At 73.4% G+C, this 24,443-nt stretch carries 19 protein-coding genes, 1 tRNA gene, 1 other RNA gene and 1 pseudogene; 13 read left to right on the forward strand and 9 right to left on the reverse strand.

Annotated elements, in window-relative coordinates:
* Nucleotides 1-332: 332 nt before the first annotated feature.
* The 4 genes from ACIO92_RS09755 to ffs all read right to left on the reverse strand — a co-directional run bounded on the left by ACIO92_RS09755 (nt 333) and on the right by ffs (nt 6,626).
* On the reverse strand, nt 333-2,528 hold the full coding sequence (locus tag ACIO92_RS09755) for a hypothetical protein (protein WP_402280302.1): 2,196 nt from the start codon (nt 2,526-2,528) through the stop codon (nt 333-335).
* 261 nt (nt 2,529-2,789) lie between these two features.
* Complete coding sequence (purD, locus tag ACIO92_RS09760; RefSeq protein WP_366444837.1) at nt 2,790-4,040, reverse strand: phosphoribosylamine--glycine ligase; 1,251 nt, start codon at nt 4,038-4,040, stop codon at nt 2,790-2,792.
* 61 nt (nt 4,041-4,101) lie between these two features.
* A complete protein-coding gene (locus ACIO92_RS09765) occupies nt 4,102-6,267 on the reverse strand; it encodes a DNA polymerase III subunit gamma and tau (RefSeq protein ID WP_402280299.1) in 2,166 nt (721 codons plus the stop codon).
* A gap of 260 nt (nt 6,268-6,527) precedes the next feature.
* Nucleotides 6,528-6,626: signal recognition particle sRNA small type (gene ffs / locus ACIO92_RS09770), an RNA gene on the reverse strand.
* Nucleotides 6,627-6,743: 117 nt separating this feature from the next.
* Here ffs and ACIO92_RS09775 point away from each other — a divergent pair.
* Nucleotides 6,744-6,831, forward strand: a tRNA-Ser gene (locus ACIO92_RS09775).
* A gap of 134 nt (nt 6,832-6,965) precedes the next feature.
* Here the strand turns inward: ACIO92_RS09775 and ACIO92_RS09780 are convergent.
* Nucleotides 6,966-7,523, reverse strand: a complete 558-nt coding sequence (locus ACIO92_RS09780) for a hypothetical protein (protein ID WP_402054999.1) — start codon at nt 7,521-7,523, stop codon at nt 6,966-6,968.
* A 214-nt stretch (nt 7,524-7,737) separates the two neighbouring features.
* Between ACIO92_RS09780 and ACIO92_RS09785 the strand changes: the two genes are divergently transcribed.
* The 6 genes from ACIO92_RS09785 to ACIO92_RS09810 all read left to right on the forward strand — a co-directional run bounded on the left by ACIO92_RS09785 (nt 7,738) and on the right by ACIO92_RS09810 (nt 15,581).
* Complete coding sequence (locus tag ACIO92_RS09785) at nt 7,738-8,151, forward strand: hypothetical protein (RefSeq protein ID WP_402280297.1); 414 nt, start codon at nt 7,738-7,740, stop codon at nt 8,149-8,151.
* A gap of 64 nt (nt 8,152-8,215) precedes the next feature.
* The gene (locus tag ACIO92_RS09790) at nt 8,216-8,890 is read left to right on the forward strand and encodes an ABC transporter ATP-binding protein (protein WP_401235395.1); all 675 of its coding nucleotides are present in this window, start codon (nt 8,216-8,218) and stop codon (nt 8,888-8,890) included.
* 68 nt (nt 8,891-8,958) lie between these two features.
* Nucleotides 8,959-11,139, forward strand: a complete 2,181-nt coding sequence (locus ACIO92_RS09795) for an FtsX-like permease family protein (RefSeq protein WP_402280295.1) — start codon at nt 8,959-8,961, stop codon at nt 11,137-11,139.
* Nucleotides 11,140-11,648: 509 nt separating this feature from the next.
* Nucleotides 11,649-11,885 (forward strand): hypothetical protein, encoded by a 237-nt coding sequence (locus ACIO92_RS09800; protein ID WP_366445404.1) that lies wholly within the window; start codon nt 11,649-11,651, stop codon nt 11,883-11,885.
* Between the two features lie 1,033 nt (nt 11,886-12,918).
* A complete protein-coding gene (locus tag ACIO92_RS09805) occupies nt 12,919-13,755 on the forward strand; it encodes an alpha/beta hydrolase (RefSeq protein ID WP_366445403.1) in 837 nt (278 codons plus the stop codon).
* A gap of 578 nt (nt 13,756-14,333) precedes the next feature.
* Nucleotides 14,334-15,581 carry a winged helix DNA-binding domain-containing protein gene (locus ACIO92_RS09810; protein WP_401235391.1) on the forward strand — a complete coding sequence of 416 codons (1,248 nt, stop codon included), beginning with the start codon at nt 14,334-14,336 and terminating at the stop codon, nt 15,579-15,581.
* Between the two features lie 137 nt (nt 15,582-15,718).
* On the opposite strand, the gene ACIO92_RS09815 is transcribed toward ACIO92_RS09810, so the two are convergent.
* On the reverse strand, nt 15,719-16,348 hold the full coding sequence (locus ACIO92_RS09815; protein WP_366445401.1) for a MarC family protein: 630 nt from the start codon (nt 16,346-16,348) through the stop codon (nt 15,719-15,721).
* Nucleotides 16,349-16,492: 144 nt separating this feature from the next.
* Here ACIO92_RS09815 and ACIO92_RS09820 point away from each other — a divergent pair, with 144 nt between their 5' ends.
* On the forward strand, nt 16,493-16,909 hold the full coding sequence (locus ACIO92_RS09820; protein ID WP_366445400.1) for a YciI family protein: 417 nt from the start codon (nt 16,493-16,495) through the stop codon (nt 16,907-16,909).
* A gap of 153 nt (nt 16,910-17,062) precedes the next feature.
* Here the strand turns inward: ACIO92_RS09820 and ACIO92_RS09825 are convergent, their stop codons facing one another.
* Nucleotides 17,063-17,656: a rhodanese-like domain-containing protein gene (locus ACIO92_RS09825; RefSeq protein WP_366445399.1), complete on the reverse strand. Its 594-nt coding sequence runs from the start codon at nt 17,654-17,656 to the stop codon at nt 17,063-17,065.
* Between the two features lie 82 nt (nt 17,657-17,738).
* Here ACIO92_RS09825 and ACIO92_RS09830 point away from each other — a divergent pair, with 82 nt between their 5' ends.
* Nucleotides 17,739-18,026, forward strand: a complete 288-nt coding sequence (locus ACIO92_RS09830) for a metal-sensitive transcriptional regulator (protein ID WP_317879144.1) — start codon at nt 17,739-17,741, stop codon at nt 18,024-18,026.
* A 258-nt stretch (nt 18,027-18,284) separates the two neighbouring features.
* Here the strand turns inward: ACIO92_RS09830 and ACIO92_RS09835 are convergent, their stop codons facing one another.
* Both ACIO92_RS09835 and wrbA read right to left on the reverse strand, forming a co-directional pair.
* The gene (locus ACIO92_RS09835; protein WP_366445398.1) at nt 18,285-19,022 is read right to left on the reverse strand and encodes a sulfite exporter TauE/SafE family protein; all 738 of its coding nucleotides are present in this window, start codon (nt 19,020-19,022) and stop codon (nt 18,285-18,287) included.
* A 252-nt stretch (nt 19,023-19,274) separates the two neighbouring features.
* The gene (gene wrbA / locus ACIO92_RS09840; protein WP_366445397.1) at nt 19,275-19,883 is read right to left on the reverse strand and encodes an NAD(P)H:quinone oxidoreductase; all 609 of its coding nucleotides are present in this window, start codon (nt 19,881-19,883) and stop codon (nt 19,275-19,277) included.
* Nucleotides 19,884-20,264: 381 nt separating this feature from the next.
* On the opposite strand from wrbA, the gene ACIO92_RS09845 reads away from it, so the two are divergent.
* The 4 genes and pseudogenes from ACIO92_RS09845 (at nt 20,265) to ACIO92_RS09860 (ending at nt 24,429) form a co-directional block, all read left to right on the forward strand.
* Nucleotides 20,265-21,092 carry a TetR/AcrR family transcriptional regulator gene (locus ACIO92_RS09845; RefSeq protein ID WP_402280291.1) on the forward strand — a complete coding sequence of 276 codons (828 nt, stop codon included), beginning with the start codon at nt 20,265-20,267 and terminating at the stop codon, nt 21,090-21,092.
* Nucleotides 21,093-21,174: 82 nt separating this feature from the next.
* Nucleotides 21,175-21,747: an RBBP9/YdeN family alpha/beta hydrolase gene (locus ACIO92_RS09850; RefSeq protein ID WP_401235385.1), complete on the forward strand. Its 573-nt coding sequence runs from the start codon at nt 21,175-21,177 to the stop codon at nt 21,745-21,747.
* A 167-nt stretch (nt 21,748-21,914) separates the two neighbouring features.
* A pseudogene (locus ACIO92_RS09855) lies at nt 21,915-22,535 on the forward strand (HhH-GPD-type base excision DNA repair protein); the annotation flags it as partial.
* A 343-nt stretch (nt 22,536-22,878) separates the two neighbouring features.
* A complete protein-coding gene (locus tag ACIO92_RS09860) occupies nt 22,879-24,429 on the forward strand; it encodes a M28 family metallopeptidase (protein ID WP_366445394.1) in 1,551 nt (516 codons plus the stop codon).
* Nucleotides 24,430-24,443: the final 14 nt, after the last annotated feature.

Below are 24,443 nucleotides of genomic sequence, written 5' to 3' on the forward strand. Positions count from 1 at the left end.
GCCCTCCCTCGACTACCCCGGTCGTTCCCGGTCGGTCTCGGTTCCCCCGGCTCGGTCGATCGGCCCGTGGCTGGTCCGTGCCACTGGCGCGGACGTCCGGTGCGTGCCTCTGTCAGTGGCGGTCTCCAGCACATCACATAACGCGCGCACTCCGTCACCGTTCGTCGCGAATTGACGAGAGTGGAACCCCTGACTCCGGGCGGAACGGCCGGATGGGCGGCTGAAAATAGCCGTGAAACCAGGACAGAGGCTATGAAATCGTCCTGACCCCTGTCCGAGAACCATCGGGTGGCTCGCCCCGGGAGCGGGCCCGGTGGCTGGTCCTGGCTGGTTCAGACCAGTCGTACGGGCTTCTCCGGACGCACCCCGGTACGGGCCAGCCAGAGCCGCAACGGCTCCGGGTCCCCCTCCTCCACCAGGGCGAGGATCCGGGGGCCGAGATCGGCCGCGCGCTCACCGCCCACGAGCAGGGAGGGGCCGTCGAGCCAGTCGAGTCCGGGTGCCGCCTCTGCGGTGTCCACGGCCGCGCAGCAGACCATCGCGGTCACATGGTCGGCGAGCAGGTCACGGCCGCTCCGGGGCGGCTGGAGCGGGAACAGCGGCAGGGGCCCGTCAGGACCGCTGAAGACGACGGGCGGCGGCGGGGGGACGGCCCGGTCGGCGTCGGAACCGGGCCCGGAGCCCGCAAGCCGGGCTCCGGTCGTGGAGTCCGCCCCGGCCACGGCCCCGGACGGCGGGGCGGCCACGGCCCCGGACGGCGGGGTGACTCCGGACGCGGACGGCGGGGCGGCCCCGGGCCCGGACTTCGCTCCGGACCCGGACTTCGTCCCGCTCTTGTTCCTGCTCGCCTTGCTCGCCTCGGCGGTCCCGGAGGCACCGGCGGCCACCCGCGCCTCCCTGACCGCTTCCTCCCGCGCGAGGAGGGCGCTCAGCGCGGCGGCGAGGGCCTCGGCGGCGGGATTGACCGGCTCGTCGTCAAGCGCGTCGAGTGCGTCGAATGCATCGAGATCATCGGGAGAGCCGGGGGCGCCGGGGGCGACGGAGGGGCCGGGGTCGTCGAGATCAGCGGGGGCATCGGAAGCAGTCCCGGCACCGGGATCCGGACCGGCGAAGGCATCGGGACCGGCGAAGGCGCCGGGTTCGTCCGGACCACCAGCAGCGCCGTCAGGATCAGGGGGATAGCCGGGACCAGTGGGACAGCCGGGACCGACGTCGTCGGCGTCCACCGCGCGGCTCTCCGTCCAGCCTTCCGCACGGCCCTCCGGGCGGCCCGCCGTCAGATGGTCGATCACCCGGGCCAGGGTCGGGCCGTCGTCGGGCGTCGGGCCGCCGGTCACACCGAGGCCGTCGAGGACCCGGTGCAGCCGGGCCGCGTCCGTACGCCACTTCCGGTCGACGACCTCCTCCGGGTACTGGCTCCACTCGACCGGCGACCAGTCGGGACACGGCTCGGCCGGGCCGCCGTGGAAGAGCCGGGCGGCGAGCAGCGAAGTGGCCTCGTCGACCGCGCCGGGCTCCTCCAGGAGGTCGCAGGCCGGGCGCTCGCCGAGCCGCGAGGAGAAACCGTCCGCGAGCCGGTCCCGGCGGGACAGCTCGGTCAGCGCGGAGACCACCCCCGCGTCGAGCCGGGCGGGCCAGCGGCCCATGCGCCAGGCGGGCAGCGCGACCCGGGTCAGGAGCCGGTCCCAGCCCGCGTACGCGAGACCGACCTGCTCCTGGGCGACGATCCGCACTCCGTAGTCCACGGCCTGGGCGCGCTCCGAGCCCGCGGCGGCGACCCCGCGCTCCATCTCGGCGGCGTGCGTCCGGCAGGCGCGGAGCAGGACCCGGGCGACCTGGGCGACCCCGCGCGCGCCGAGCCGCCGGAGCGGGTCGAGACCGGGCTCGGCCGGTACGGCGACGGCGGCGTCGAGCCCCCGGACGAAACGGCGGGCGGCGGCTATGTCGGGATGCGCGGCGGGGCCCGTACCGGCGACGACGGGGGCGAGGATCGCCCGCAGTTCACCGACGCGCATCCACCACAGGAAGGGCGAGCCCATGACGAGGACGGGGGCGCTGCCGGAGCTCCGGCCACCGGCGTCGCCCGGGGCGCGCAGCGCGCGGTGGGTGCGGTCCTCCAGCCAGCTGTCGCAGTCGGGGGTCAGGGCTATCGCGGAGGGCGCGGGGACGCCGAGCCGGTCGGCGAGGTCCCGGACGAGCCGGTAGAGGTCGGGGGCGGCGGTCTCGGAGAGCTCCACCGTGGGCGTGGCCGCCGGGCGGGCCCGGACGACGACGAGCGTGACGGCCGCGGCGGCGACGAGGACGACGGCGGCGAGGACGGTGACCGCCCAGCGGGCCGCTTCCCAGCCGGAGCCCGTGAAGTGGCCCGCGGCACCGCCCGCGTGGAGCACGACGGCCACGGCGGCGGGCAGGACCGCGAGGCCCAGGGCCCTGCCGCGGACCTGGAGGACCGCGAGGGCCCGGGAGTGCGCGGCGCGCGCTCCCCACTCCTCGGCGACAACGGAACCGGTACCGGACACGCCGTACATCACCCCCTCCTGCCCACGTCGGGACTGCCTGTGGCGGTGTTGCTCACTCCCCCACTGTGGCACCCGGCACCGACATCGCAATGCCGGTGGGCCAAGTGCCGGAACGCCTTCGCCGCACCCTAGTTGGGGCTGTGGCGGACGTCATCCGGATGGCCCAACCGTCACTCGATGGAATGGCCTTGGGCAAAGGTGATGGCGCTCGGAAGGCCGTGCGGTGCAGTGTTGCTCCACCGCACGGCCGGGCCGTTCCCCCAAGGGAGATCAGGCCTCGGCGGCCTTCCGCGCGATGTCCGTGCGGTGCTGGGAGCCGTCAAGACGGATGCGGCCGACCGCCGTGTAGGCGCGCTCGCGGGCCTGTGCCAGGTCCGTACCGGTGGCGGTGACCGAGAGGACCCGGCCGCCCGCGCTCAGCACCGCGTCGCCGTCCCGCTTCGTACCGGCGTGGAGGACGTACGCGAGCGGGGCGTCCTTCTCCGCGACCTCGGCCAGGCCCTCGATCGGGTCGCCGGTGCGCGGGGTGTCCGGGTAGTTGTGCGAGGCGACGACCACCGTGACGGCGGCCTCGTCGCTCCAGCTCAGCGGGGCCTGGTCGTCCAGGGTGCCGTTGGCCGAGTTCAGCAGGACGCCCGCCAGCGGGGTCTTCAGACGGGCCAGGACGACCTGCGTCTCGGGGTCGCCGAAGCGCGCGTTGAACTCGATGACCCGCACCCCGCGGCCGGTGATCGCGAGCCCCGCGTACAGCAGGCCGGAGAACGGCGTGCCCCGGCGGCGCAGCTCGTCGACGGTCGGCTGGAGGACGGTCCCGAGGACCTCCTCGACCAGCTTCGGGTCGGCCCAGGGCAGCGGCGAGTAGGCGCCCATGCCACCGGTGTTGGGGCCCTCGTCGCCGTCGAGCGCGCGCTTGAAGTCCTGCGCGGGCTGGAGCGGGAGGACGGTGGTGCCGTCGGTGATCGCGAAGAGGGAGACCTCGGGGCCGTCCAGGAACTCCTCGATGACCACGCGGTCGCACGCGAGGGCGTGCTCCCTGGCCCGTGCGAGGTCGTCGGTGACGACGACGCCCTTGCCCGCGGCCAGACCGTCGTCCTTGACCACGTACGGGGCGCCGAAGGCGTCGAGCGCCTCGTCGATCTCCTCGGGGGTCGTACAGACGTAGCTGCGGGCGGTGGGCACCTCGGCGCCCGCCATGACGTCCTTGGCGAACGCCTTGGAGCCCTCCAGCCGTGCCGCTTCCCGCGACGGGCCGAAGACGGGGACACCGGCGGCGCGGACCGCGTCGGCGACACCGGCGACGAGCGGCGCCTCGGGGCCGACGACGACGAGTTCCGCCCCCAGCCGGGTGGCGAGGCGCACGACGGCGTCGCCGTCGAGCTGGTCGACGGGGTGCAGCTCGGCGACCTCCGCGATTCCGGCGTTGCCGGGCGCGCAGTGCAGAGCGGTGACGTCGGGATCGAGGGAGAGAGAGCGGCACAGGGCGTGTTCGCGGGCGCCGCCGCCGATGACGAGGACCTTCACGCCTGCCAGGGTAGCCCCCGGCGCGGGATGCCTTTTGTGCGGGCCACCGAGCGAGACGGTCCTACTGGTTCGGATATTCCTCCACAACGGTGGCGCCCAGCTCGCGCACGATCAGGTCGTGACCGGAGAGCGCCGAGTCGACGAGGTCCGGATCGTCCTCCTCCGGCACGTCGTCCTCGGGCGCCACGGGCTGCGGCGCGGACGGCGCGTACGCGGGCGGGGCGGCGGGACCGGACGCCGGGGCCGGCGGGGAGCCGCCGCCCGGGAAGCCGCCGCCCCCCGGCGGGAAGGCGGGCGCGGACTGCGGTCGCTGTACGGGGGCGGGCGGAGCCTGCGGGAACGCCGGGGCGGGCGCCTGCGGACGGCCGCCGCCGAAACCGGTGGCGGCGGGCGGGGGCGAGGCGCCGCCGGAGGGATCGATGATCGCCTCGATCTTCCAGTTCACCTGGAACTGCTCGGCGAGGGCCTGCTTGAGGACTTCCTCGCTGCCGCTGGTGGCGAAGTTGTCACGGGCACCCGCGTTGAGGAAGCCGAGCTGGAGGGTGGCGCCGTCGAAGCCCGCCACCTGCGCGTTCTGGCTGAGCAGGATCCACGTGAAACGGCGCCGGTTCTTGACGGCGTCGAGGATCTGCGGCCAGAGGTTCCGCACCTGCGCGGTGTCCCCGCCACCGGAAGCGGCGGCCGGGGCGGGCGCCTGCGGCTGCTGTACGGGCGCGGGAGCGTGGACGTGGGCGGGCGCGGGTGCCGCCGGGGCGGACGCGCCGGGCCAGGCACCGGGTGCGCCGCTGCCCGGGGCGGCGGCACCGGGCCACGCGCCGGGCCGGGGCGCGGCAGGCGCGGCCTGCGGGGGCTGCGCGGTCTGCTGGGGCTGCGGGGGCTGCGCGGTCTGCTGCACGGGAGCGGGCGCCGCCGGGGCGGGTGCGGGGGCCGTCTGCGCGGGGGCGGCCGGGGGGAGCGGGGGCGGGGCCATCGGGGTGTGGGCCTCGGGCCCGGGGACGTACCCCATCGCGGGCGCGGGCGGCCCGGCGGTGAAGACCGGCGCGGGCGCGGCGGCGGGCGGGCCGGACGCCATCCCGCGCTCCAGGCGGTCGAGGCGCGCCTGGAACGACCGCTCGTCGTCGAAGGCGGCGGGCAGCAGTACGCGCGCGCAGATCAGTTCGAGCTGGAGCCGGGGCGAGGTGGCGCCCCGCATCTCGGTCAGCCCGCTGTTGACGAGGTCGGCGGCCCGGCTCAGCTCGGCCGCGCCGAACACCGACGCCTGGGCCTGCATCCGCTCGATCACGTCGACCGGGGCGTCGATGAGGCTCTTCTCCGCGGCGTCCGGGACGGCGGCGAGGATCACCAGGTCGCGCAGCCGCTCCAGGAGGTCGGCGACGAAACGGCGGGGGTCGTTGCCGCCCTCGACGACCCGGTCCACGACCTCGAAGGCGGCGGCGCCGTCCCCGGCGGCGAACGCGTCCACGACCGCGTCGAGGAGCGAGCCGTCCGTGTAGCCGAGCAGGGAGGTCGCCATGGAGTACGTCACACCGTCGTCGGTGGCACCGGCGAGGAGCTGGTCCATGACGGACATCGAGTCACGCACGGACCCGGCGCCCGCGCGCACCACGAGCGGCAGCACGCCCTCCGCGACCGGGATGCCCTCGCGCCCGCAGACCTCACCCAGGTACTCCCGCAGGGTGCCGGGGGGCACGAGCCGGAAGGGGTAGTGGTGGGTGCGGGAGCGGATGGTCCCGATGACCTTCTCGGGCTCGGTCGTGGCGAAGATGAACTTGAGGTGCTCCGGCGGCTCCTCGACCACCTTCAGGAGGGCGTTGAAGCCCGCCGGGGTGACCATGTGGGCCTCGTCGATGATGTAGATCTTGTACCGGCTGGAGGCGGGCCCGAAGAAGGCCTTCTCCCGCAGGTCACGGGCATCGTCCACACCACCGTGCGAGGCCGCGTCGATCTCGATGACATCGATCGAACCGGGCCCGTTGCGCGCGAGGTCCTGGCAGGACTGGCACTCTCCGCAGGGCGTCGGGGTGGGCCCCTGCTCACAGTTCAGACAGCGCGCCAGGATGCGCGCGCTGGTCGTCTTCCCGCACCCACGGGGCCCGCTGAACAGGTACGCGTGATTGACCCGGTTGTTCCGCAGGGCCTGCTGCAACGGGTCGGTGACATGCTCCTGCCCGATGACCTCGGCGAAGGACTCGGGGCGATAGCGGCGGTAGAGCGCGAGAGACGACACGTGTACGAGGTTATAGGCGCGCACCGACAACCCGGGAAAATCCGCCGCGGACGGACGCCGGGGCCGGGGCCGGGCGGGACGGACGCGGGGTCCGTACGGGGGCCGGGGTCGGGGTCGGATCAGGACTGGACGGCGAGGCGGTACGGGCGGGGCGGGGGCGGGGCCCGTATGGCCGTGGGTCGCCTGGCGGCCGGACCCGGGGGGCGCGAGGCGGGGGCCACGCGAGGCGATGAGGCTGCGAAGCGGCGAAGCGATCGAGAAACGCAAGCGCCCCCCACGCACCTGCCAGAGCCGACCTACCCTTGCTGCCTTCCGGCCCTGGGGGAGTTCAGTCAGATAGCACCGCGTGAGGGGCTCCGCTCAGCGTACCCGATCCCGGGGGCTCCCCGGTCCGGCTCCCCCACCTGGAACACCTCGGCGATCCGGCCCCGGATCGAGTTCGCAAGCACCCTCCTCGGTCATGTAATGTTCGGACCGGAGGATTCGCCTAGTGGCCTAGGGCGCACGCTTGGAAAGCGTGTTGGGGGCAACCCCTCACGAGTTCGAATCTCGTATCCTCCGCCATTGCTCTCACCGGGCAATACGTCGAAGGGCCCCACCGTTCACGGTGGGGCCCTTCGACGTTGTCGGCCTCGGGCTCCGGAGGGCGTTCGGCCGTCGTCGGCGCCTGGCGCACGAGGGGCGCCGGCGCCCGTCGGTCACACCGGGCAGGGGCGGTACTCCAGGCTGAGCGCGCGGTCCACGGCGTAGCTGGTCCGCGTCGACGCTTCGATCACCTGCTGCCAGGAGCCGTACTTGGCGTAGAGCTGGTCGGCGGTCGGGCCGAGCGGGTTGCCGTACTTCGCGATGTTCCGGGCCTCCAGGATGCGGACCTCCTCGGGGCTCATGCCCGCGCGGGTGATCTCCTTCGCCTCGTTCCGCATGTCGACGAGCTCGCGCGCGATCTCCTCGTCCGTGGCGCCCGCCTCGCGCATGGCCGCCTCCGTGCGGTGCATCTCCTCCAGGAGCCCGTGGTAACTCATCCGGGTCCGCTGCGCCTCGACCTTCTCGTCCATCGGCAGAACGCGGATACGGCACACGACGGGGTCGGCACTGGGACAGGGCTCGTCGGCGGGAACGGGCCGGTCGAGCGGCGCCGTGATGATCGAACCGCAGGACTCGACGGCACCGGCGACGGCGGTCCCGGCGGTGCCGAACAGCGCGACGGCGGCGACGAGGGGGACGAGGGCACGGCCGAGGAGAGAGGAAGAACGCATGTGGGCCACCCTGACGACCCCACCCCCACCCTTCACGCAGGCACACCGGCGATCACCCCTACGGGGAGCGAAGGGGGCGCATTCACCGGAGGGGGCGCATTCACCGGTTCGGGGGGTGCTGAGGGGGAGGGACGTTCCTGCGGCATCCGGTGTGTAGTGATGCCGATACTTTCTGTGATGACCAGTCGGCACACAAGCCAAACAGGGGTTATCGATGAGGAAGTTCGCTACGGCAGTGGTGGCCGGGGGGCTGTTCTTCGGGGGGATGGGGGTGGCGGTCGCGGATTCGTGGCGCCCCGTCGGAGAGCCTCTGAAGACGGCGGGCGCTCGCTTCGAGGAGGCGGAGTACCGGTGGGAACCCGCCGGGGGTCAGCATGGGGCTTTCCGTTTCAGGGGCTCACTGCGTGACATCGAGTCCGGCGACGGACACAACGTCTACCTGGAAGTACGTCCGCACCGCTACGGATGGCAGCGCTTCATGGGCGTCCAGAAGAGGACGGTCCAGGTGGAAGACGTCGTCTTCGACGGTGCCACCCGCTTCACCAACACCGCCGACATGCGCGTGTGCAGGGACCGTGGATCCCTGCGGCCGGACAACTGCTCGGACGTGCGGTCGTTCAGGCGCTGACAGTCAACGGTTCGGGGAGCCGTCGACCAGCGGCTCCCCCTCCCTTCCCGAGGAGCCCATCACGATGGACGTCATTCTCCGCGCCGAGGGCGTGGATCTCTCCTACGGCACCGAGCAGGCCGTCAGAGGTGCCGAGTTCACGCTCAAGCGCGGTGAGGTGGCCGCCGTCATGGGGAGCAGCGGGTCCGGGAAGTCGTCGCTGCTGTACTGCCTCGCCGGCGTCCTCCCCCCGTCCGCCGGAACCGTCACCTTCGACGGGATCCGGCTCGCGTCCCTCCCCGACGGGGAGTTGAGCGCCCTGCGCCGCACCCGCCTCGGGTTCGTCTTCCAGTACGGCGAACTCCTGCCGGAGCTGACCGTCGAGGAGAACGCCGCGCTCCCCCTCCGGCTCGCCGGGATCAGCAAGGCGCACGCCCACGTCATGGCCGCCCACGTGCTGGGACGGCTCGGCATGAGCGATCTCCTACGGCGCAGGACCTCCCAGCTCTCGGGGGGCCAGAGCCAGCGCGTCGCTGTCGCCAGGGCGCTGGTCCACCGGCCGGACGTGGTGTTCGCGGACGAGCCGACGGGATCGCTCGACAGCGTCAACGCGGAGACCGTCCTGAAGGAGTTCCTCTGGCTGGCCCGACGGCAGAAGACGGCCGTCGTCATCGTCACCCACGACGCCGAGGTCGCCGCCAGGGCCGACACCCAGTACACGATGTCGGACGGCGTGCTGGCCCAGCGGGTGGCGGTGTGAACCCGTTCGTCCTGGGGATCCGTCTGCTGTGGAGGAGCGGTCGCAGGGGAAGGATCCGCTTCCTGCTGATGGCGTTCGGATCCGCTCTGGGGGTGGCCTGCCTCGCGGCCGTCCTGACCATTCCCACGATCCTCGCCGCGCACGACGCGCGCACGACGAGCCGTGCGGTGTACCCGGGCGACAACAAGAACATCGTCTACCAGGAGTACCTGGACCCGTACGGCTCCCAGCCGCTCCGTCGTGTCTTCTTCGGCCGTACGGGCCCCGGCCCCGCGCCCGTTCCGCCGGGGATCGCGCGGCTTCCCCGGACCGGCGAAGCCGTCGTGTCGCCGAAGCTGGCCGAGGTCCTGGCCGCCAACCCCCGGGCCGCCGGGCTCGTACCGGGGCGGGTGACCGGCACCATCGCGCCGGCCGGACTGGGCGGCCCCGACGACCTCTACGCCTACATCGGCGCCGACCCCGCCACTCTGCCGGAGGCGCGGGCCCTCGGTCACTTCGGCGCCGACGGCGTCCGGGACGAACTGGTCGACCCCTCCACCCTCGACATCCTGCGCTTCACCCTCGGCTGCGTCGTGCTGCTGCCCCTCGTCATCTTCCTGTCCGTCTGCGCCCGGCTCTCCGGCGAGTCCCGGGCCCGGCGGCTCGCCGCACTGCGGCTCGTCGGGCTCAGCGCGAAGGACACCCTCCGCGTCAATGCCGGGGAGAGCGTGGCCGCCGCCTTCGTCGGGGCCGTGATCGGGATCGTGGGGTACCTCGGGGCCAACGAGCTGATGGCGCGGATCGGGCTTCCGGGGCTGCACTGGTATCCGGCGGACGGACGGCCCGAGGCGACGACCCTCGTCGTGTGCCTGCTGGGATGTCCGGCGCTCGCCTGGGTCGTCGGGCAGTACGGCGCGCGCCGGGCCGCCTCCTCGCCGATCAGCGTGCGGAGGACCGGGGAGCGCCGGGCGCCCCGGAAGCTCGGGACGCTGCTCCTCGTTCCCGGGCTCGGGATCATCGGCGGGTACTGCGTGCTCAGCCTGATGGGCCGGGACCCTTCGGGGGGTTCGGCCAGCGCGGTCCTCGTGCCCGGCGCCGTACTGCTGACCGGCGCCGGGCTCGTGTTCGGTCTGGCACCGATCACGGCGTGGCTCGCGCGGCGGGTGGCCGGGACGACGAAGTCGTTGCCGCTGGCCCTGGCGATGCGACGGACCGAGGTCGATCCGGGGTCGTCCCTGCGGGTGGTCACCGGGCTGGTCCTGCTGGTGTTCGGGGCGTCCCTGACGCAGGGGGTGCTCGTCGAGCTGGACCAGGTGAGCCGGTCCACCAACCCGGTTCAGGAGTACAGCCTGCCTCTTCGGCAACTGAGCGGCCAGCAGCGGTCCGAGACGGCCGAAGTGGTCGGTGTACGGACTCATGTGGTGTCCTCACCGACCTGGTACGTCTGGGGAAGTGAGGGGCCACGGACTTCTGGCGTGGTCGCCACCTGCCGACAGTTGGCCACCTTCGTCGAGAAGGCGGAAGGGTGCGTCGATCACCAGGTCATGCGGATTCAGGACCCGAACTTCTCCATCGACGAGGACGCCGTTCCTGGCAGGACTCTCCCGTTCCTGTTGAGCACCGGCCACAAGCTGAAGGTGACCGTCCCTCGGGCAAGCGTCACGGTGCGCGCCTACCAGCCGTCCGAGTTCGCGGGTCCGAGCCTTCTCATTCCGCCGTCCCTGATTCCTCCCGGCGCCTTCCTCTCCGAGGGCAGCCAGGTGCTGCTCAGCGACGCCGACCCCGCCACCGTCCGTTCGGTGCTCGACGGGATCGGGGCCGTGGCGCCCACCGCGGACGTGCAGCCCGTGGGGATCGTCATCGACTCGCTCGCGCAGCTCGCCGTGATCCGGAGTCTGCTCGGCGTGGGGATGGTGCTCGGGCTGGTCATCGGGGTGGCCGCGTTCGTCGTGTCCGTGGCCGACCGGGCCATGGAGCGGCGGGGGCAGGTCGCCGCGCTCGTCCTGCTGGGGGCGCGCGCCGGGACCTTGCGGGTGGTGCAGGTGGTACAGGTGCTGCTGCCGCTCGTCGTGGGGCTCGGGGGCGCCCTCGTCGCCGGGTGGCTCGCCGAGTCCAGCTACCTGATCACCGGGGGCGGTGCCGTGCACTGGGACTGGGACGGGCTCCCGCTGCTGCTCGGCTGCGCCCTCGGCGTACTGCTCGCCGCCGCCCTCGCCTCCCTGCCGATGGTGCGGCGGCACGTCGATCCCGAGCACATCCGGCGGGACTGATGCCCGTACGGCCAGGGACCGCCGGTACCGACGACGACCGGGGCACCGGCCGGTGTCGGCGCGTGCGGAGACGGGCGACGGTCGGGCCGCCAGGTCGTGCGACCTTCGCGCCGCTACCCGCTTCGTCATCGTCGCCGGTGCCCTTCCCGCCCACCACAGCGTCGCCGGGCACGGCGTCGTGTACGTCGCCACGCCCAGGGCGAGCAGACCAAGAGTCGCACCCCCGAAAAGCGGGAGCAGGACACCACGGCCGGGCGGGCGCGGAACACCGCCCCGTAGCCGATGCCCCCTTCCCCGACGCGGACTTCCCCGCCGTCACCGCTCCCTCCGCCGAGGCCGTGTTCGGCCGAGAGGCAACGTTGTGACGGTCCGGAGCGTCCACAAGACTGCCGGGCTCAGCCTGACCGGGCTGTGTCCAGGGGCTTGTGGAGCAGGGTATGGAGAAACAGCACCGCCCAGGGCGGGAGTTGAACGCGTATGAGCGGGTTCTCGCAGAAGACCGTCGGGTCATGCGCGAGATGCTGCGCGTGAGCATCGGCGGTGCCCATGCCGGGCTCGCCATGACGGTCCTCATCGTGACCTTGTTCGCTGCGGTTGGCGGTGCCGGGTGGGCTCTGATCGTCGGTGGAGCGGTCGGGTTCTGGTTCACCGTCGCCCTTGTCGCGACTGTCGGTGGCGGGCGCCGCGGGCGGGCCGCGGTCACGCGCGCCTACCTCCTGACTTTCGGCTGGGCCAGTTGGCTGTGATCGCCGCAGGGGTGCGGCCGACGCGACGATGCGGCATCGGCTCCACCGTCACCGCCATTCGCCGAGCGCGGCGGCATGGACGGTGGCCTCGAAGCGGACGGCTGGTCGTCGAACCGGGTGATGACGGCGCGGTGGCGCTCTCGGCGGTTGGTCCCGCACTCGACCGCGTCGGTGCTCGCGGTGGTCACGTGAGGGATGGTGCAACGGATGCCGGGGCGGCGCGGACGGGCACGGTTCCCGTGGGAGGCGTACGCCGTGTCAGCGCGGGCCCGATCGGGACGGAGCGTGGCCGTGCCCGGCCCAACGCGCGGCACGCGGACCCTCGCCGATACCGGTTCGAACCGCGGCGGGTCGCCGCGCCGACCGGCCGTGATCACGATCGAAACGGGCTTTCGGCCCTGCTCGACGGCCAAGTGCAGCTCGGTGGTGAACCCTCCTCACGAACGTCCCAGCCCGTGGCCACAGGGCTCGGTGGACACACCGTCCGGCGGTTCCTTCCGCAGGTCATCCTGCTTACGGCCCCGACCGCATGTCGATGGGCGCGGCAGACCGTGGAGCCAACGCCCAGGTCTCGCCTGGTCGCACCCTTCGAGTCGACCAGGCGCCGGAGCCGGGTGAGGACCCGCTGCCAGGTGCCGTCCCGCTGCCATCGGCAGAACAGGTCGTGGATCCGGCCCCAGGTCCATACTCGACGGGCACGTCCCGCCACGGAGCACCGGCCCGGACCCGGCCCCGGACCCGGACCCGAATGCCATCGATCGGCCGCCGCCGGGACCGGGCAGCCGGGCAGTCGGGCAGTCGGACAGTCGGGCAGTCGGACAGTCGGGCAGCCGGGCAGCCGGGCAGTCGGACAGCCGGACAGCCGGACAGCCGGACGTACCGCCTTTGTGCCCTTCGGCGACAACGGCTCCAGCGGCGACCCCTGTTCGTCCGTGCGGTCTCCCCGTCCCATGAGCCGTGATCATCCCCATCTCAAGATCCACTTTTGGTGGACCCCCTAGGGAACTCCCCGGACTTGATGGATCATGGAAGGATGACGAACTCCTCCGGTCCCTCCTGGTCAGAGCAGCATGTCAGGAGGGGTGGGGTACGGCTGTCCGTACGCGACTGGGGTGGCTCCGGCACCGATGTCCTTCTGCTTCACGGGCTCGCCGGACACTCCGGCGAATGGGACGCCACCGCGCGACTGCTGCGCGAATCCGGACACCGGGTCGTCGCCCTCGACCAGCGCGGGCACGGCGCCAGCGAACGCCGCCCCCAGGACGTCTCCCGGGCCGCCTACGTCGCCGACGCCGTCGCCGTCACCGAGGAACTCGGCCTCGACCGGCCGGTGTTGATAGGCCAGTCGCTCGGTGGCAGCACCGCCCTGCTCACCGCCGCCGCCCATCCCGCCCTGCCCCGGGCCCTCGTCCTCGTCGAAGCGGGGCCCGGGGGTGCTCACCCCGGCACCCAGGAGCAGATCGCGGGCTGGCTGGCCGCCTGGCCCGTGCCCTTCCCCTCGCGGGAGGTGGCCGCCGCCTATCTGGGCGGCGGGAAGGAGCCCGTAGGGGACGGCTGGGCGGGCGGCCTCGAAGAGCGCGCCGACGGGCTGTACCCCCGGTTCGACCCCGAGGTCATGGTGCGCTCCCTCGACGAGAACGTCCGCCGGGCCTTCTGGGACGAGTGGGCGGCCGTCGCCTGCCCCGTCCTCGCCGTCCTCGGGCAGGGCGGACAGGGTGGGATCGTCGGGGGCGACGAGTACGCGGAGATGGTCCGGCTCCGGCCCGCGCTGCACGGCGTCAGCCTGCCCGGCGCCGGGCACGACGTCCACCTCGAACGTCCCGGCCTCCTGCACCGGCTGGTCCTCGACTTCCTGCGGGACGTCTCCTGACACCCGGGACGAGTCGGCTCTCAGGCCGGTGAGCGCCCGGAGCCGGTGAGCGCCCGGCGGCACCCGGCCCGCGCCCCTCGCCTCTCTCCGGTCCCGCCCGTGCCGCTCCGTCCCGTACGCCGGTCCGGCCCGTCCGTCCCTCTCAGGCCCGGTCCCGCCCCTCGCAAGGGAGCGCGCTCCACTCCTGGAGTGCCGCCACGCGCTGTCGTCCCATGGATCATCGGCACCGCCGCGCCGCGACCGGCCTCGCCACCGAGGCGTCCTTCTCCGTCGACGCGGAAGGACCGACCGGGGCGACTCCGCCCGCCCTGGATCACCCGGGCCCGTCGGGAACGGTCTCCAGCGGCCCGGCACCGAGAGGGGCTCCTCAAGGGCGCGTCGCTGGTCCTGACGGACGAGGCCCTGGACCGGATCGACGCGTTCGTGGCGCCGGGGACGAACCTCGTACCAGCCGGACTACTCCCGACGCTCCGGGGGACTCGCCGAACTTCCCCTGTGACAGAGGACGTTGGCGAAGCCGACGTCGGAGGCACCGTGCGGCCCGGCCAGGCTCCAGGGGACTGTCGGTGCGCTGCGCCATGCTGGGACGCATGGGTGAGACGAGGACGATCGGCACGGCGGAGCGCAGGGCGCGGCTCGGGGCGCGGCACCTGCTGGCGGGGGGCGCGCGGGCGGGCTCGGCGGAGGAGGTCGCGGGCGCGCTCGTGGCGCTGCACGGAACGGACCCCGCGAGCGTGTTCCTCTCGGTGGGGGCCAGGCTGGCCGGGGCGGTCGACCCGGTGGCGGACGTGGAGCGGGCGCTGTACGAGGACCGGTCGCTGGTGCGGATGCACGGGATGCGGCACACGGTCTTCGTCTTCCCGGTCGCGCTCACGCCCGCCGTGCAGGCCTCGACGACCCGGCCCGCGGCGGTCCGCGAACGCACCGCGCTGATCAAGCACTTGGTGGCGGGAAGTTCCTTCGACGCGGCCTGGCTGGCGGGCACCGAGGGCCGCGTCCTCGATGAACTGGCGAAGCGCGGGGAGGCGACGGGCGCCGAACTGGGCGAAGCGGTACCGGAGTTGAGATCGACGTATCTGTACGGGCCCGGCACCCGGCAGGAGGGCGTGCAGTCGATGTCGAGCCGGGTGCTGCGGGTGCTCGGGATGGAGGGGCGGATCGTACGGGGCAGGCCGCAGGGGTCGTGGACGTCGAGCCGCTTCCGCTGGGCGCTCGGCGCGCCGCATCCGGAGCGGGCGCCCGGCGAGGCGCGGGCGGAGCTGCTCCGGCCCTGGCTGGCGGCGTGCGGTCCGGCCACGGAGGCGGATCTGAAGTGGTGGACGGGGTGGAAGGTGACGGAGGTGCGGGAGGCACTGGCCGCCGTCGGGGCGGTGCGGGTGCGCCTGGAGCCGACGGAGGGCACGGACGGGACGGCTGGGACGGGCGGGGCGGGCGGGACGGCGGGGACGGCCGGGACCGGGTTCGTGCTGCCGGACGACCTCGCGCCCGTACCGGAGGGGGAGCCGTGGGCGGCGCTGCTGCCGACGCTGGATCCGACGGCGATGGGCTGGCAGGGCCGTGACTGGTACCTGGCCCCGGAGCTCCGCCCGGCGCTGTACGACCGCAGCGGCAACATCGGGCCGACGGTGTGGTGGAACGGCCGGATCGTCGGCGGCTGGGCACAGCGCCCGGACGGCACGGTCGTCCACCGGCTCCTGACGGACGTGGGCGCGGAGGCGGAGCGGGCGATCGGGGCGGAGGCGGAGCGGCTGACGGCCTGGGTGGGGGACGTCCGGGTGACCCCCCGCTTCCGCGCACCCCTGGAACGCGAGCTGAGCGCGGGCTGAGCCGGGGCGGCGGGGGCTCTCGGCGGGGCAGCCCCATGCCGTCCGCACAGACATACGGACGACCTGCGGACGTACGGCCTCCGGCCGCATCGGTGGCGTACGTACGGACCGGCTCAGTGGCGTACGTACAGACCGGCTCAGTGGCGTACGTACAGACCGGGGACGCCCAGGGCCGCGAGGCCGTCGAGGACGAGGTCGACGCCGACGGCGGCGAGGAGCAGGCCCAGGAGGCGGGCGAGGAGTTCGATCGTGGCGTGGTGGGTGCGGCGCAGCACTCGGGTGAGCAGCAGGACGCAGATCAGGTCGAGGGCGATGACGGAGACGTACGCGCCGACGACGGTGGAGCGCCAGCTGAAGGAGTCGCGGGCGGCGCCCTCGATGAGGACGGCGGTCAGGGCGAGGGGGCTGACGACGTACGGCACGAGCAGCTCGCGCACGCCGCTGGCCAGGTCGGGGCCGTCCTGGTGGGTGGGGGCGGAGCCGATGTGGAGGCCGAGGACGAGCCCCACGGCGTAGATGAAGAAGATGACGCCGCCCGCGATCTGGAGCGCGGGGGTGCTGATGTGGAAGAGGTCGAGCAGCCAGGGGCTGGCGAGTCCGGTGAGGAGTCCGACGAGGACGGCGGCGCCGGAGGAGATCAGGGCGATGGTGCGGAGCTGCCGGACGGGGTGCACCTGGGCGAGCCCCGCGAAGGAGAGGAGGACCTTCGGTGGTCCGACGACGGAGAAGAAGGTGATGAAGGCGGCGGAGTAGGTGAAGGTGTTCACAGCGGAATCATGGTGCGGCCGGGTGATTTCTCCGGTTTTCGAGGTTTTTTCCCGCGCGGTGTCGAGAACGGCCCGACGGTTCCGACTGTTCTGCGAGAAGCGGTGCGGACCGTTCTCGACACCGCGCGGAACAAGGAGGACGTCATGAAGTACCTGGTGATGGTGCAGGGCTCGGCGGTCGACTACGAGGCGATGGCGGGCCGACCGGGGCCGGGCGGCCCCGCATGGACCCGGAAGGACCTGGACGTCATGTTCGCGCACATGGGCGCGCTGAACGAGGAGCTGCGGGCCTCGGGCGAACTGCTGGACGCGCAGGGCCTCACCTCCCCGGCCGAGACCCGCCTCGTAACGGCCGACAGCGGGGGCGCGCCGGTCGTCACGGACGGCCCGTACGCGGAGACCAAGGAGGTCGTCGCCGGTTTCTGGCTCCTGGAGTGCGCGTCCCTGGACCGCGTCACGGAGATCGCGGCCCGAGCCGCCGCCTGCCCCCAGCCGCCCGGAGCCCCGGAACACCCGGTGGTGATCCGCCGCGTCGACGAGGTGGGGCCCCGGCAGGACTGAGGGAGCGCCGCCCGGGGAAGAGGCGGCCGGGGGGAGGGGGAACCGGGGTCACCGGCGAGACCCGGGGCCCTGGAGGCCCGAGTCCTGCCGACAGGGCGGAAGGACGCCGGGAGGGCGGAAGGACGGGTGCCGCCCCTCCGCCCTCCCGCGGTGTCAGGCGTCCGGTCCTCCCCGGAGGCGGGTCAGGGTGGTGGTGAGGTCCGGTGTGCAGGCGTTCGCCCGGTTGTACGGGAGTTTGCCGAGCATCAGGGCCATGCCGCAGGTGTTGGTGAGCGCCGAGAAGACCAGGCCGCCCGCGATGCCCGCCGAGAGCAGTTGGAAGGCCGGGTGGACCAGGAGGCCCAGGAGCAGGCCGAGGAGGACGAGCGAGCCCGCGACCAGGCGCACCTGGCGGTCCATCGCCCACACCGGCTTCGCGGGGGCGCCCGCCGGACGCGCCAGGCCGTGGCCGCGCGCGGCCCAGCCGCTCGTACCGCCGTCGAGGTCGTACGCTCCGATCCCCTCGCCCGCGAGCCGGGCGCAGGCGTTGGCCGAGCGGCTGCCGGACTGGCAGACGAGGAGCAGGCCGCCGCGCGCCGCCGCCTCCCTGAGGGCGGGGACGGCGCTGTCGAGTCGGTCGAGCGGGACGTTGACGGCGCCGGGCACGTGTCCGGAGGCGTACTCGCCGGGCGTGCGGACGTCCACGACGGTGAGGTCGGCCAGCCGGGCGCGGGCCTGGTCGGGGTCGAGCAGGAGGGGTGCGTTCATGGCAGGTGTCATCCTTGGTCTTCGACGGGAGCCCCGTGCCGGGGAGTAAATTACCCCCTGGGGTAACTGTGGAGGAGTGGCTGTGGAACTGGATCTCGCGGGTGCGGAGCTGAAGGCGGTCCTGAACCGGCTCCGCCGGGCTCAGGGCCAGATCTCCGGCGTGATCCGGATGATCGAGGAGGGCCGCGACTGCGAGGAGGTCGTGACCCAGCTGGCCGCCGCCTCCCGCGCCCTCGACCGGGCCGGGTTCGCGATCATCGCGACCGGGCTCCAGCAGTGCCTGACGGACGTCGAGGACGGCCGGCGGAACGGCGAGGACCGCGACGCCATGCGGGCCCGTCTGGAGAAGCTCTTCCTGTCACTGGCGTAGGCCGCGGGGGCGGCCGGTCGCCGCCCGTCACCGTGTGTCGCCGTCCACGGGAGCGGTCGCCGTCTCGGGAGAAGCCGCCGACCGTCTCGGGGACCGCTTTCTCCGGGGCCGCCGACCGCCGGGCTGCCCGACCGCCGGGGTGCCCGTCCCCGGGCGGGCCGCTCCCGGGGCCGCAGTGGCTGGAGTGGCCCCTGTAGTCGTGGCGGACGCCGGTGGTCGTCACGTTCTCCAGGGTCTTCGCCCCGGCGGGCCCCGGGTTCACAGGACCGTCGCGTCCAGCAGCATCAGCGCCGCCGCCGCGAGGAGCACCGCGCCGAAGATCCGGCGCAGGGTGTTCCCCGAGACCTTCGAGGCCAGGCGGCGGCCGTCCCAGGCGCCCAGGACCGCCGCCCCCGCGAAGGGGGCGACCACCGCCCAGTCCAGCGGCTCGGCCGCGCCCGACCGGGCGAGCAGCGCGACCAGCGCGTTGGCCGCGACGACCAGCAGGCTGGTGCCGACCGCCTGACGCATCCGCAGCCCCACGACCTGGACCAGGGCCGGGACGGTCAGGAAGCCGCCGCCCACCCCGAGGACCCCGGTGACCGCGCCGAGCCCGGCGCCCGCGCCCGCGACGGCCGGGCCCGAGCGGCGCACTCCCTCCGCCGGGGCCGTGGGCCTGAGCATCCGTACCGCCGCGACCCCCGCCACCGCCGCGAACCCTGCGGTGAGCAGCGTCTCCGGGAGCCGGGCCGCGAGAAGGCCGCCGAGCGCCGCCGGGACGAGCCCCGCCGCCGCGAAGAGCGCGCCGGTCCGCCAGCGGACGTTGCCGTCCCTGGCGTGCCCGTGGAGCGCGCTCGCGGAGGTCGCGAGGACGATCAGGAGGCTCGCGGTCGCGGCGGCGGTCGGGGTGAAGCCGAGCAGGTAGATCAGTACGGGCACGGCGAGGACGCTGCCCCCGCCGCCGAGCGCCCCGAGCGCGAGCCCGACGACGGCCCCGGCCGCGAGGGCGATCAGCATCGGGCCGGGCCCGCCGGGCCGGTGGGAGGGCAGGCGGGCGGACCGACACGAGGGCCGGGGCGCGTGGTGGTGGCGGGTCGGGCGGTGAGCGGGTCGGTGGACTGCACGCCGCGCTCCTTTCGGGGCCGGGAGGCCGGAGGTCCGTCCCGAAGCGGGACTTATTACCCCCGGGGGTATGCAAGCGACCCTAACAGACGTACCCCCGGGGGTATTTTCCCCCGGGGGTACGTGAACGCCGCGTCCGGCCGCCGCTCAGTCGACGGCCAGCCCCTTCAGCCGCTTCGCGATCTTCGTCAGGCGGGCGCCCTGGTAGCGGGCGGCGGCCAGAACGCTCTCCTGCGGGGCGCCGTTGGCGCCCGGGTGCGCGGTGCCGTACGGGTTGCCCCCGGCCGCGTACACCGCCGGGTCCGTGAAGCCGGGCGAGACGATGACCGAGCCCCAGTGGTGGAAGGTGTTGTAGAGCGCGAGCAGCGTGGACTCGTTGCCGCCGTGCACGTTGTGCGCGCTGGTGAAGGCCGTCGCGGGCTTGTCCGCCATGACCCCGCGCTGCCACAGACCGCCCGTGGTGTCGACGTACTGCTTCAGCTGCGCGGCCACGTTGCCGAAGCGGGTCGGGGAGCCCAGCGCGTACGCGTCGGCCCACTCCAGGTCCTCCAGCGCGGCCACCTCCACGTCACCGGTGGCGTCCACATGGGCCCGCCAGGCCGGGTTCGCGTCGATCGCGGCGTCGGGGGCCAGCTCGGGCACCCGGCGCAGCCGCACCTCGGCACCGGCCTTCCCGGCGCCCTCCGCGACGGCCTGGGCGAGCTGATGGACGGAGCCCGTGGACGAGTAGTAGATGACGGCGACCTTGACGGACATGACGATCTCCTCAACCGGATTGCATTCCGTTTCCATTGCGAGCCTAAGCGGATTTCTATCCGTTTTGCAAGGGGGCCGAGTATGCTCGACAGCGAGGAACACCGGGACGAGCGGCCTGAGCAGGGGGAACGGGACGCGGCGGCGACAGGACGAAGGAGTCGGCAGATGAGCACGGAGAACCCTGGGATCGGGTGTACGGGGTGTACGGAGGACCGGGCGGCTTCGCAGGCGGCGACCACCACCCGGGCGACCGGCCCGGCCACCGGGGCGGCTGAGCCGGCCGGGGCGGCTGAGCCAGCCGGGGCGGCTGAGCCGGCCGGGGCGGCCGGAGTGGCGGACACCGCTGTGGCCACGGAGCCCACCGCCTCGACCGTGGTGCCCGTGGAAGCCACCGGAGCCACCGGAGCCACCGGAGCCACCGGAGCCACCGATACCCCTACGGCCGCAGAGACCACCGCGACCACCACCACCTCGCCGACCCCCCGAACCACAACGGCCACACCACCCACCCCCACCACTCCGCCCCTCACCGGCCCCTCCAGCCCGTCCGTACGGTCCGCCGCCGCCCCGGCCCGGCCGTCCCCTTCTCCCGCTTCTCCCGCTTCTCCCGCGTTCGTCCTCCCGCTGCTCCCCGCCCCCGGCACCCCCGCCCCCGAGCGGGCCGACGCCGCCCGCAACCGGCACCGGATCCTCGACGCCACCGCCCGGATCGTCGCCGAGGAGGGCCCCGCCGCCGTCACCATGAACCAGGTCGCACACGCCAGCGGCATCGGCGTCGGCACCGTCTACCGCCGCTTCGGCGATGTCGCCCAGCTCCTGTGGGCGCTCCTCGACGACCGCGAACGGCGCTTCCAGGAGGCGTACATGAGCGGCCCGCCGCCGCTCGGACCCGGCGCCCCGGCCGACGAACGGCTGGACGCCTTCCTCGACGCCCTGGTCGACCGGATCGGCGAGCAGCGCGAGATCCTGCTCGCCGCCCACTCCGCCTCGCCGCGCGCCCGCCACCACAGCGGCGCGTACCAGGTGATGCACACCCATGTGTCGCTGCTCGTCGCCCGGCTCAGGCCCGGCGCCGACAGCGCGCTCCTCGCGGATCTGCTGCTCGCGCCGTTCGCCCCGGACGTCATGCACCACCTGGCGGTCGAACGGGAGCTGTCCGCCGACCGCCTGAAGGCGGGCGTACGGGAACTGCTCCGGCTGCGGGCCTGACGACCGGACCGCCCCCGGCCGTCCCCGTCCAGCCGTCGGACCCCGCTGGACCCGGGGGTTCCGGGGAGCGCACGATCCCCGTATGACGAGCGACCCCCGGACCTTCCTGATCCTGCACGGCTACGAGAACCACCGGCCGCCCGGCCACTGGCAGCACTGGCTCGCCGGGGAGCTGCGGGCGCGCGGCCACGAGGTGCGCTACCCCCAGCTGCCCGAGCCCGACGCGCCCGTCCTCGACGACTGGCTCGCGGCCCTGGAGGAGCACGGGAAGCGGCCCGCGACCGGCGAGTTCGTGGTGCTCGCGCACAGCCTGTCCGTCCTGCTGTGGCTGCGGGCGGGCCCGCGCAGGCCGGACGCGGACCGGGTGCTGCTGGTCGCCCCGCCCTCGCCGCCGGTGACCGCCTCGATCGGGCCGATCGCCGCCTTCGCCGAAGGGCTCGACCTCACCGAGCGGGGGCTGGCCGCACGGCTCGTGCACGGCGAGGGGGACCCGTACTGTCCGGACGGCGCCGACCTGCACTACGGGCTTCCGCTCGCCCTCGACACCGACCTCGTACCGGGCGGGGAGCACCTCAACCCGGACACCGGCTACGGGCCGTGGCCCTCGGTCCTGGCCTGGTGCGAGGACCCGGCGGTGCGGATCGAGGGGCGCTGACGGGACGGCCCTCCCGACGCCGGGCGCCTCGCCGCCCGGCCGTGACCGGGTGCGGCCCTCCCGGACCGGCGGGCCGCCCTCCGTGGCCGGTGGACGCCCTCCGCAGCCGGTGCGCGAAGGGGTGAGTCCACCGGGCGGGCGGCCCGCGCCGACGCGATGATCGGTCCATGAGCCCCGCGTCGCAGAGCCCCGAGCCGAGCCCGGTCCACGAGATCCACCTCGCCCAGCGTCCCGAGGCCGACGCGCTGCTCGGCCGCTCGCCGCTCGCCGCGCTCGTCGGGATGCTCCTCGACCAGCAGGTGCCCATGGAGTGGGCGTTCTCGGGGCCGTACACGATCGCCTCCCGGCTCGGCGGGGACGACCTCGACGCGCACGGGATCGCCGTCCGCGACCCGGAGGAGTTCGCCGCGCTGCTCTCCGCGAAGCCCGCCGTGCACCGCTACCCGGGGTCGATGGCCCAGCGGGTGCAGCAGCTGTGCCGGTTCCTCGTCGAGGAGTACGGGGGTGACGCCGGGGCCGTATGGGCGGACGCGGCGACCGGGGAGGAACTGCTCGCCCGCCTGGAGGCACTGCCCGGTTTCGGCAGGCAGAAGGCCCAGATCTTCCTCGCGCTGCTCGGCAAGCGGTACGGGGTGCGGCCGAAGGGCTGGCGGGAGGCGGCGGGCCCCTACGGGGAGCGCGGCTCGTACCGCTCGGCCGCCGACATCACGGGCCCCGAGTCACTGGCGAAGGTCCGGGCGCACAAGCAGGAGATGAAGGCGGCGGCCAAGGCGGCCAAGACAGCCAAGGCGGCCAAGGCGGCCAGGACCGCCGGAACGGCCAAGCCGACCAGCACCTCCAGCACCAAGAGCACCAAGAGCACCAAGTCTGCCGAAGCGGGTGAGAGCGGCGGAACGGTCAAGAGCCCCAGAGCCGCCCGAACCGCCGGATCCGGAAAGTCCGCCGAGGCGACCGGACTGGCCGGATCGATGCGGAGCACGAAAGCGACCAAGCCTCCGAAATCGGCAGGGAATTGATAATTCCAGATTTCAATCCTGCTCCATGTGACAGGAATTGTGGAGAAGGTGTTCACAGAAGGCCCTGCTGATCGCTAACTTCCCCTCAACCTCGTCCGTAACGGGAAGGACTTCTGTGAACGCAACCCAGCGTCGTGCCGCGGCCATTCTGGCCGTCGCCGCCCTCGCCACCCCGCTGGTCCTCGCTTCCCCCGCCACCGCGGGGCAGGACCCCACGGCCGCACCCGCCCGTGATGCCGCCAAGCTGGCGAAGAAGCTGGTCAGCGAGACCACCGCCAAGGACGCCTTCAAGCACCTGCAGAAGTTCCAGGCGATAGCCGACTCGGCCGGCGGTCACCGCGCGGCCGGTTCCCTCGGCTACGACGCCTCGGCCGCGTACGTCTTCACGCAGCTCAAGAAGGCCGGCTACAACGTCTCGTACCAGAAGTTCGACTTCGAGTACACGGAGACGCAGGCCGAGAAGGCGTCCGTCGTCTCCCCCGCGCCCCGGACGCTCGACGTCAAGGCGATGACGTACACCAAGTCGACCCCGGTCGGCGGCATCACCACGGGCCTCGTGGCCGTCCCCGTCGACGCCGACGGCACCACCGGCTGCGAGCCGACCGACTTCGCCACCGGCACCTTCACCGGCAAGATCGCGCTGATCAAGCGCGGCGGCTGCACCTTCTCCGTCAAGCAGCAGAACGCCGCCGCCGCCGGTGCCGCCGCGGCCCTCATCTACAACAACACCGAAGGCGCCCTCTCCGGCACCCTCGGCAGCGCCGCCGACGGCAAGATCCCGACCGGTGGCCTCACCCAGGCGGAGGGCTCGCAGCTCGCCGCCGACCTGGTCAACGGCCCGGTCACGCTCAAGGTGGAGATCCGCCAGCTCCAGCAGATCCGGACGACCAACAACGTCCTCGCGGAGACCAAGGGCGGCAACGCGGCCAACACCGTGATGCTCGGCTCGCACCTCGACTCCGTCACCGCGGGCCCCGGCATCAACGACAACGGCTCCGGCTCCGCCGGTCTCCTCCAGACCGCCCTGGAGCTGGCCAAGTCGAAGGACAAGGTCCGCAACAAGGTCCGCTTCGCCTGGTGGTCCGCCGAGGAGAACGGCCTGCTCGGCTCCGAGCACTACGTCAAGAACCTGACGGCGCTCGACAAGAACGAGATCAAGCTCTACCTCAACTTCGACATGATCGCGTCGCCGAACTACGGCCAGTTCGTGTACGACGGCGACAACTCGGACGGCGTCGGCGCGGGTGCCGGTCCCGAGGGCTCCGCCCAGCTGGAGCGCGGCATCACCGACTACCTGGACAAGAAGGGCATCCCGCACTCGGGCACCGACTTCGACGGGCGCTCCGACTACGGCCCGTTCATCGAGGTCGGCATCCCCTCCGGCGGCACCTTCACCGGCGCCGAGGGCATCAAGTCCGCCGCGCAGGCCGCCAAGTTCGGCGGCACGGCGGGCGTCGCGTTCGACGTGAACTACCACGCCAAGGGCGACGACATCAAGAACGTCAACATGAAGGCGTTCGGCATCAACATCGGCGTCATCGCCCACGCCGTGGGCACCTACGCGCACGACATCTCGTCGCTGCGCAAGCCGGTCCCCTTCGTCCCCACCACCGGTGAGGACAGCGGCAGCGGCGGTCTGCACGACCACCACGAGCCCACCAGCTGAACCACCGCGCCACC

The sequence above is a fragment of the Streptomyces sp. NPDC087215 genome, assembly GCF_044744885.1.
GTDB lineage: Bacteria > Actinomycetota > Actinomycetes > Streptomycetales > Streptomycetaceae > Streptomyces.

Excerpts from the sequence above, each read along its gene's own strand:
- ACIO92_RS09755 (WP_402280302.1), bottom strand. The coding sequence starts at position 2,528 with ATGTACGGCGTGTCCGGTACCGGTTCCGTTGTCGCCGAGGAGTGGGGA.
- ACIO92_RS09780 (WP_402054999.1), bottom strand. The coding sequence starts at position 7,523 with ATGCGTTCTTCCTCTCTCCTCGGCCGTGCCCTCGTCCCCCTCGTCGCC.
- ACIO92_RS09785 (WP_402280297.1), top strand. The coding sequence starts at position 7,738 with ATGAGGAAGTTCGCTACGGCAGTGGTGGCCGGGGGGCTGTTCTTCGGG.
- ACIO92_RS09790 (WP_401235395.1), top strand. The coding sequence starts at position 8,216 with ATGGACGTCATTCTCCGCGCCGAGGGCGTGGATCTCTCCTACGGCACC.
- ACIO92_RS09795 (WP_402280295.1), top strand. The coding sequence starts at position 8,959 with ATGGCGTTCGGATCCGCTCTGGGGGTGGCCTGCCTCGCGGCCGTCCTG.
- ACIO92_RS09800 (WP_366445404.1), top strand. The coding sequence starts at position 11,649 with ATGCGCGAGATGCTGCGCGTGAGCATCGGCGGTGCCCATGCCGGGCTC.
- ACIO92_RS09805 (WP_366445403.1), top strand. The coding sequence starts at position 12,919 with ATGACGAACTCCTCCGGTCCCTCCTGGTCAGAGCAGCATGTCAGGAGG.
- ACIO92_RS09810 (WP_401235391.1), top strand. The coding sequence starts at position 14,334 with ATGCTGGGACGCATGGGTGAGACGAGGACGATCGGCACGGCGGAGCGC.
- ACIO92_RS09820 (WP_366445400.1), top strand. The coding sequence starts at position 16,493 with ATGAAGTACCTGGTGATGGTGCAGGGCTCGGCGGTCGACTACGAGGCG.
- ACIO92_RS09825 (WP_366445399.1), bottom strand. The coding sequence starts at position 17,656 with ATGAACGCACCCCTCCTGCTCGACCCCGACCAGGCCCGCGCCCGGCTG.
- ACIO92_RS09835 (WP_366445398.1), bottom strand. The coding sequence starts at position 19,022 with ATGCTGATCGCCCTCGCGGCCGGGGCCGTCGTCGGGCTCGCGCTCGGG.
- wrbA (WP_366445397.1), bottom strand. The coding sequence starts at position 19,883 with ATGTCCGTCAAGGTCGCCGTCATCTACTACTCGTCCACGGGCTCCGTC.
- ACIO92_RS09850 (WP_401235385.1), top strand. The coding sequence starts at position 21,175 with ATGACGAGCGACCCCCGGACCTTCCTGATCCTGCACGGCTACGAGAAC.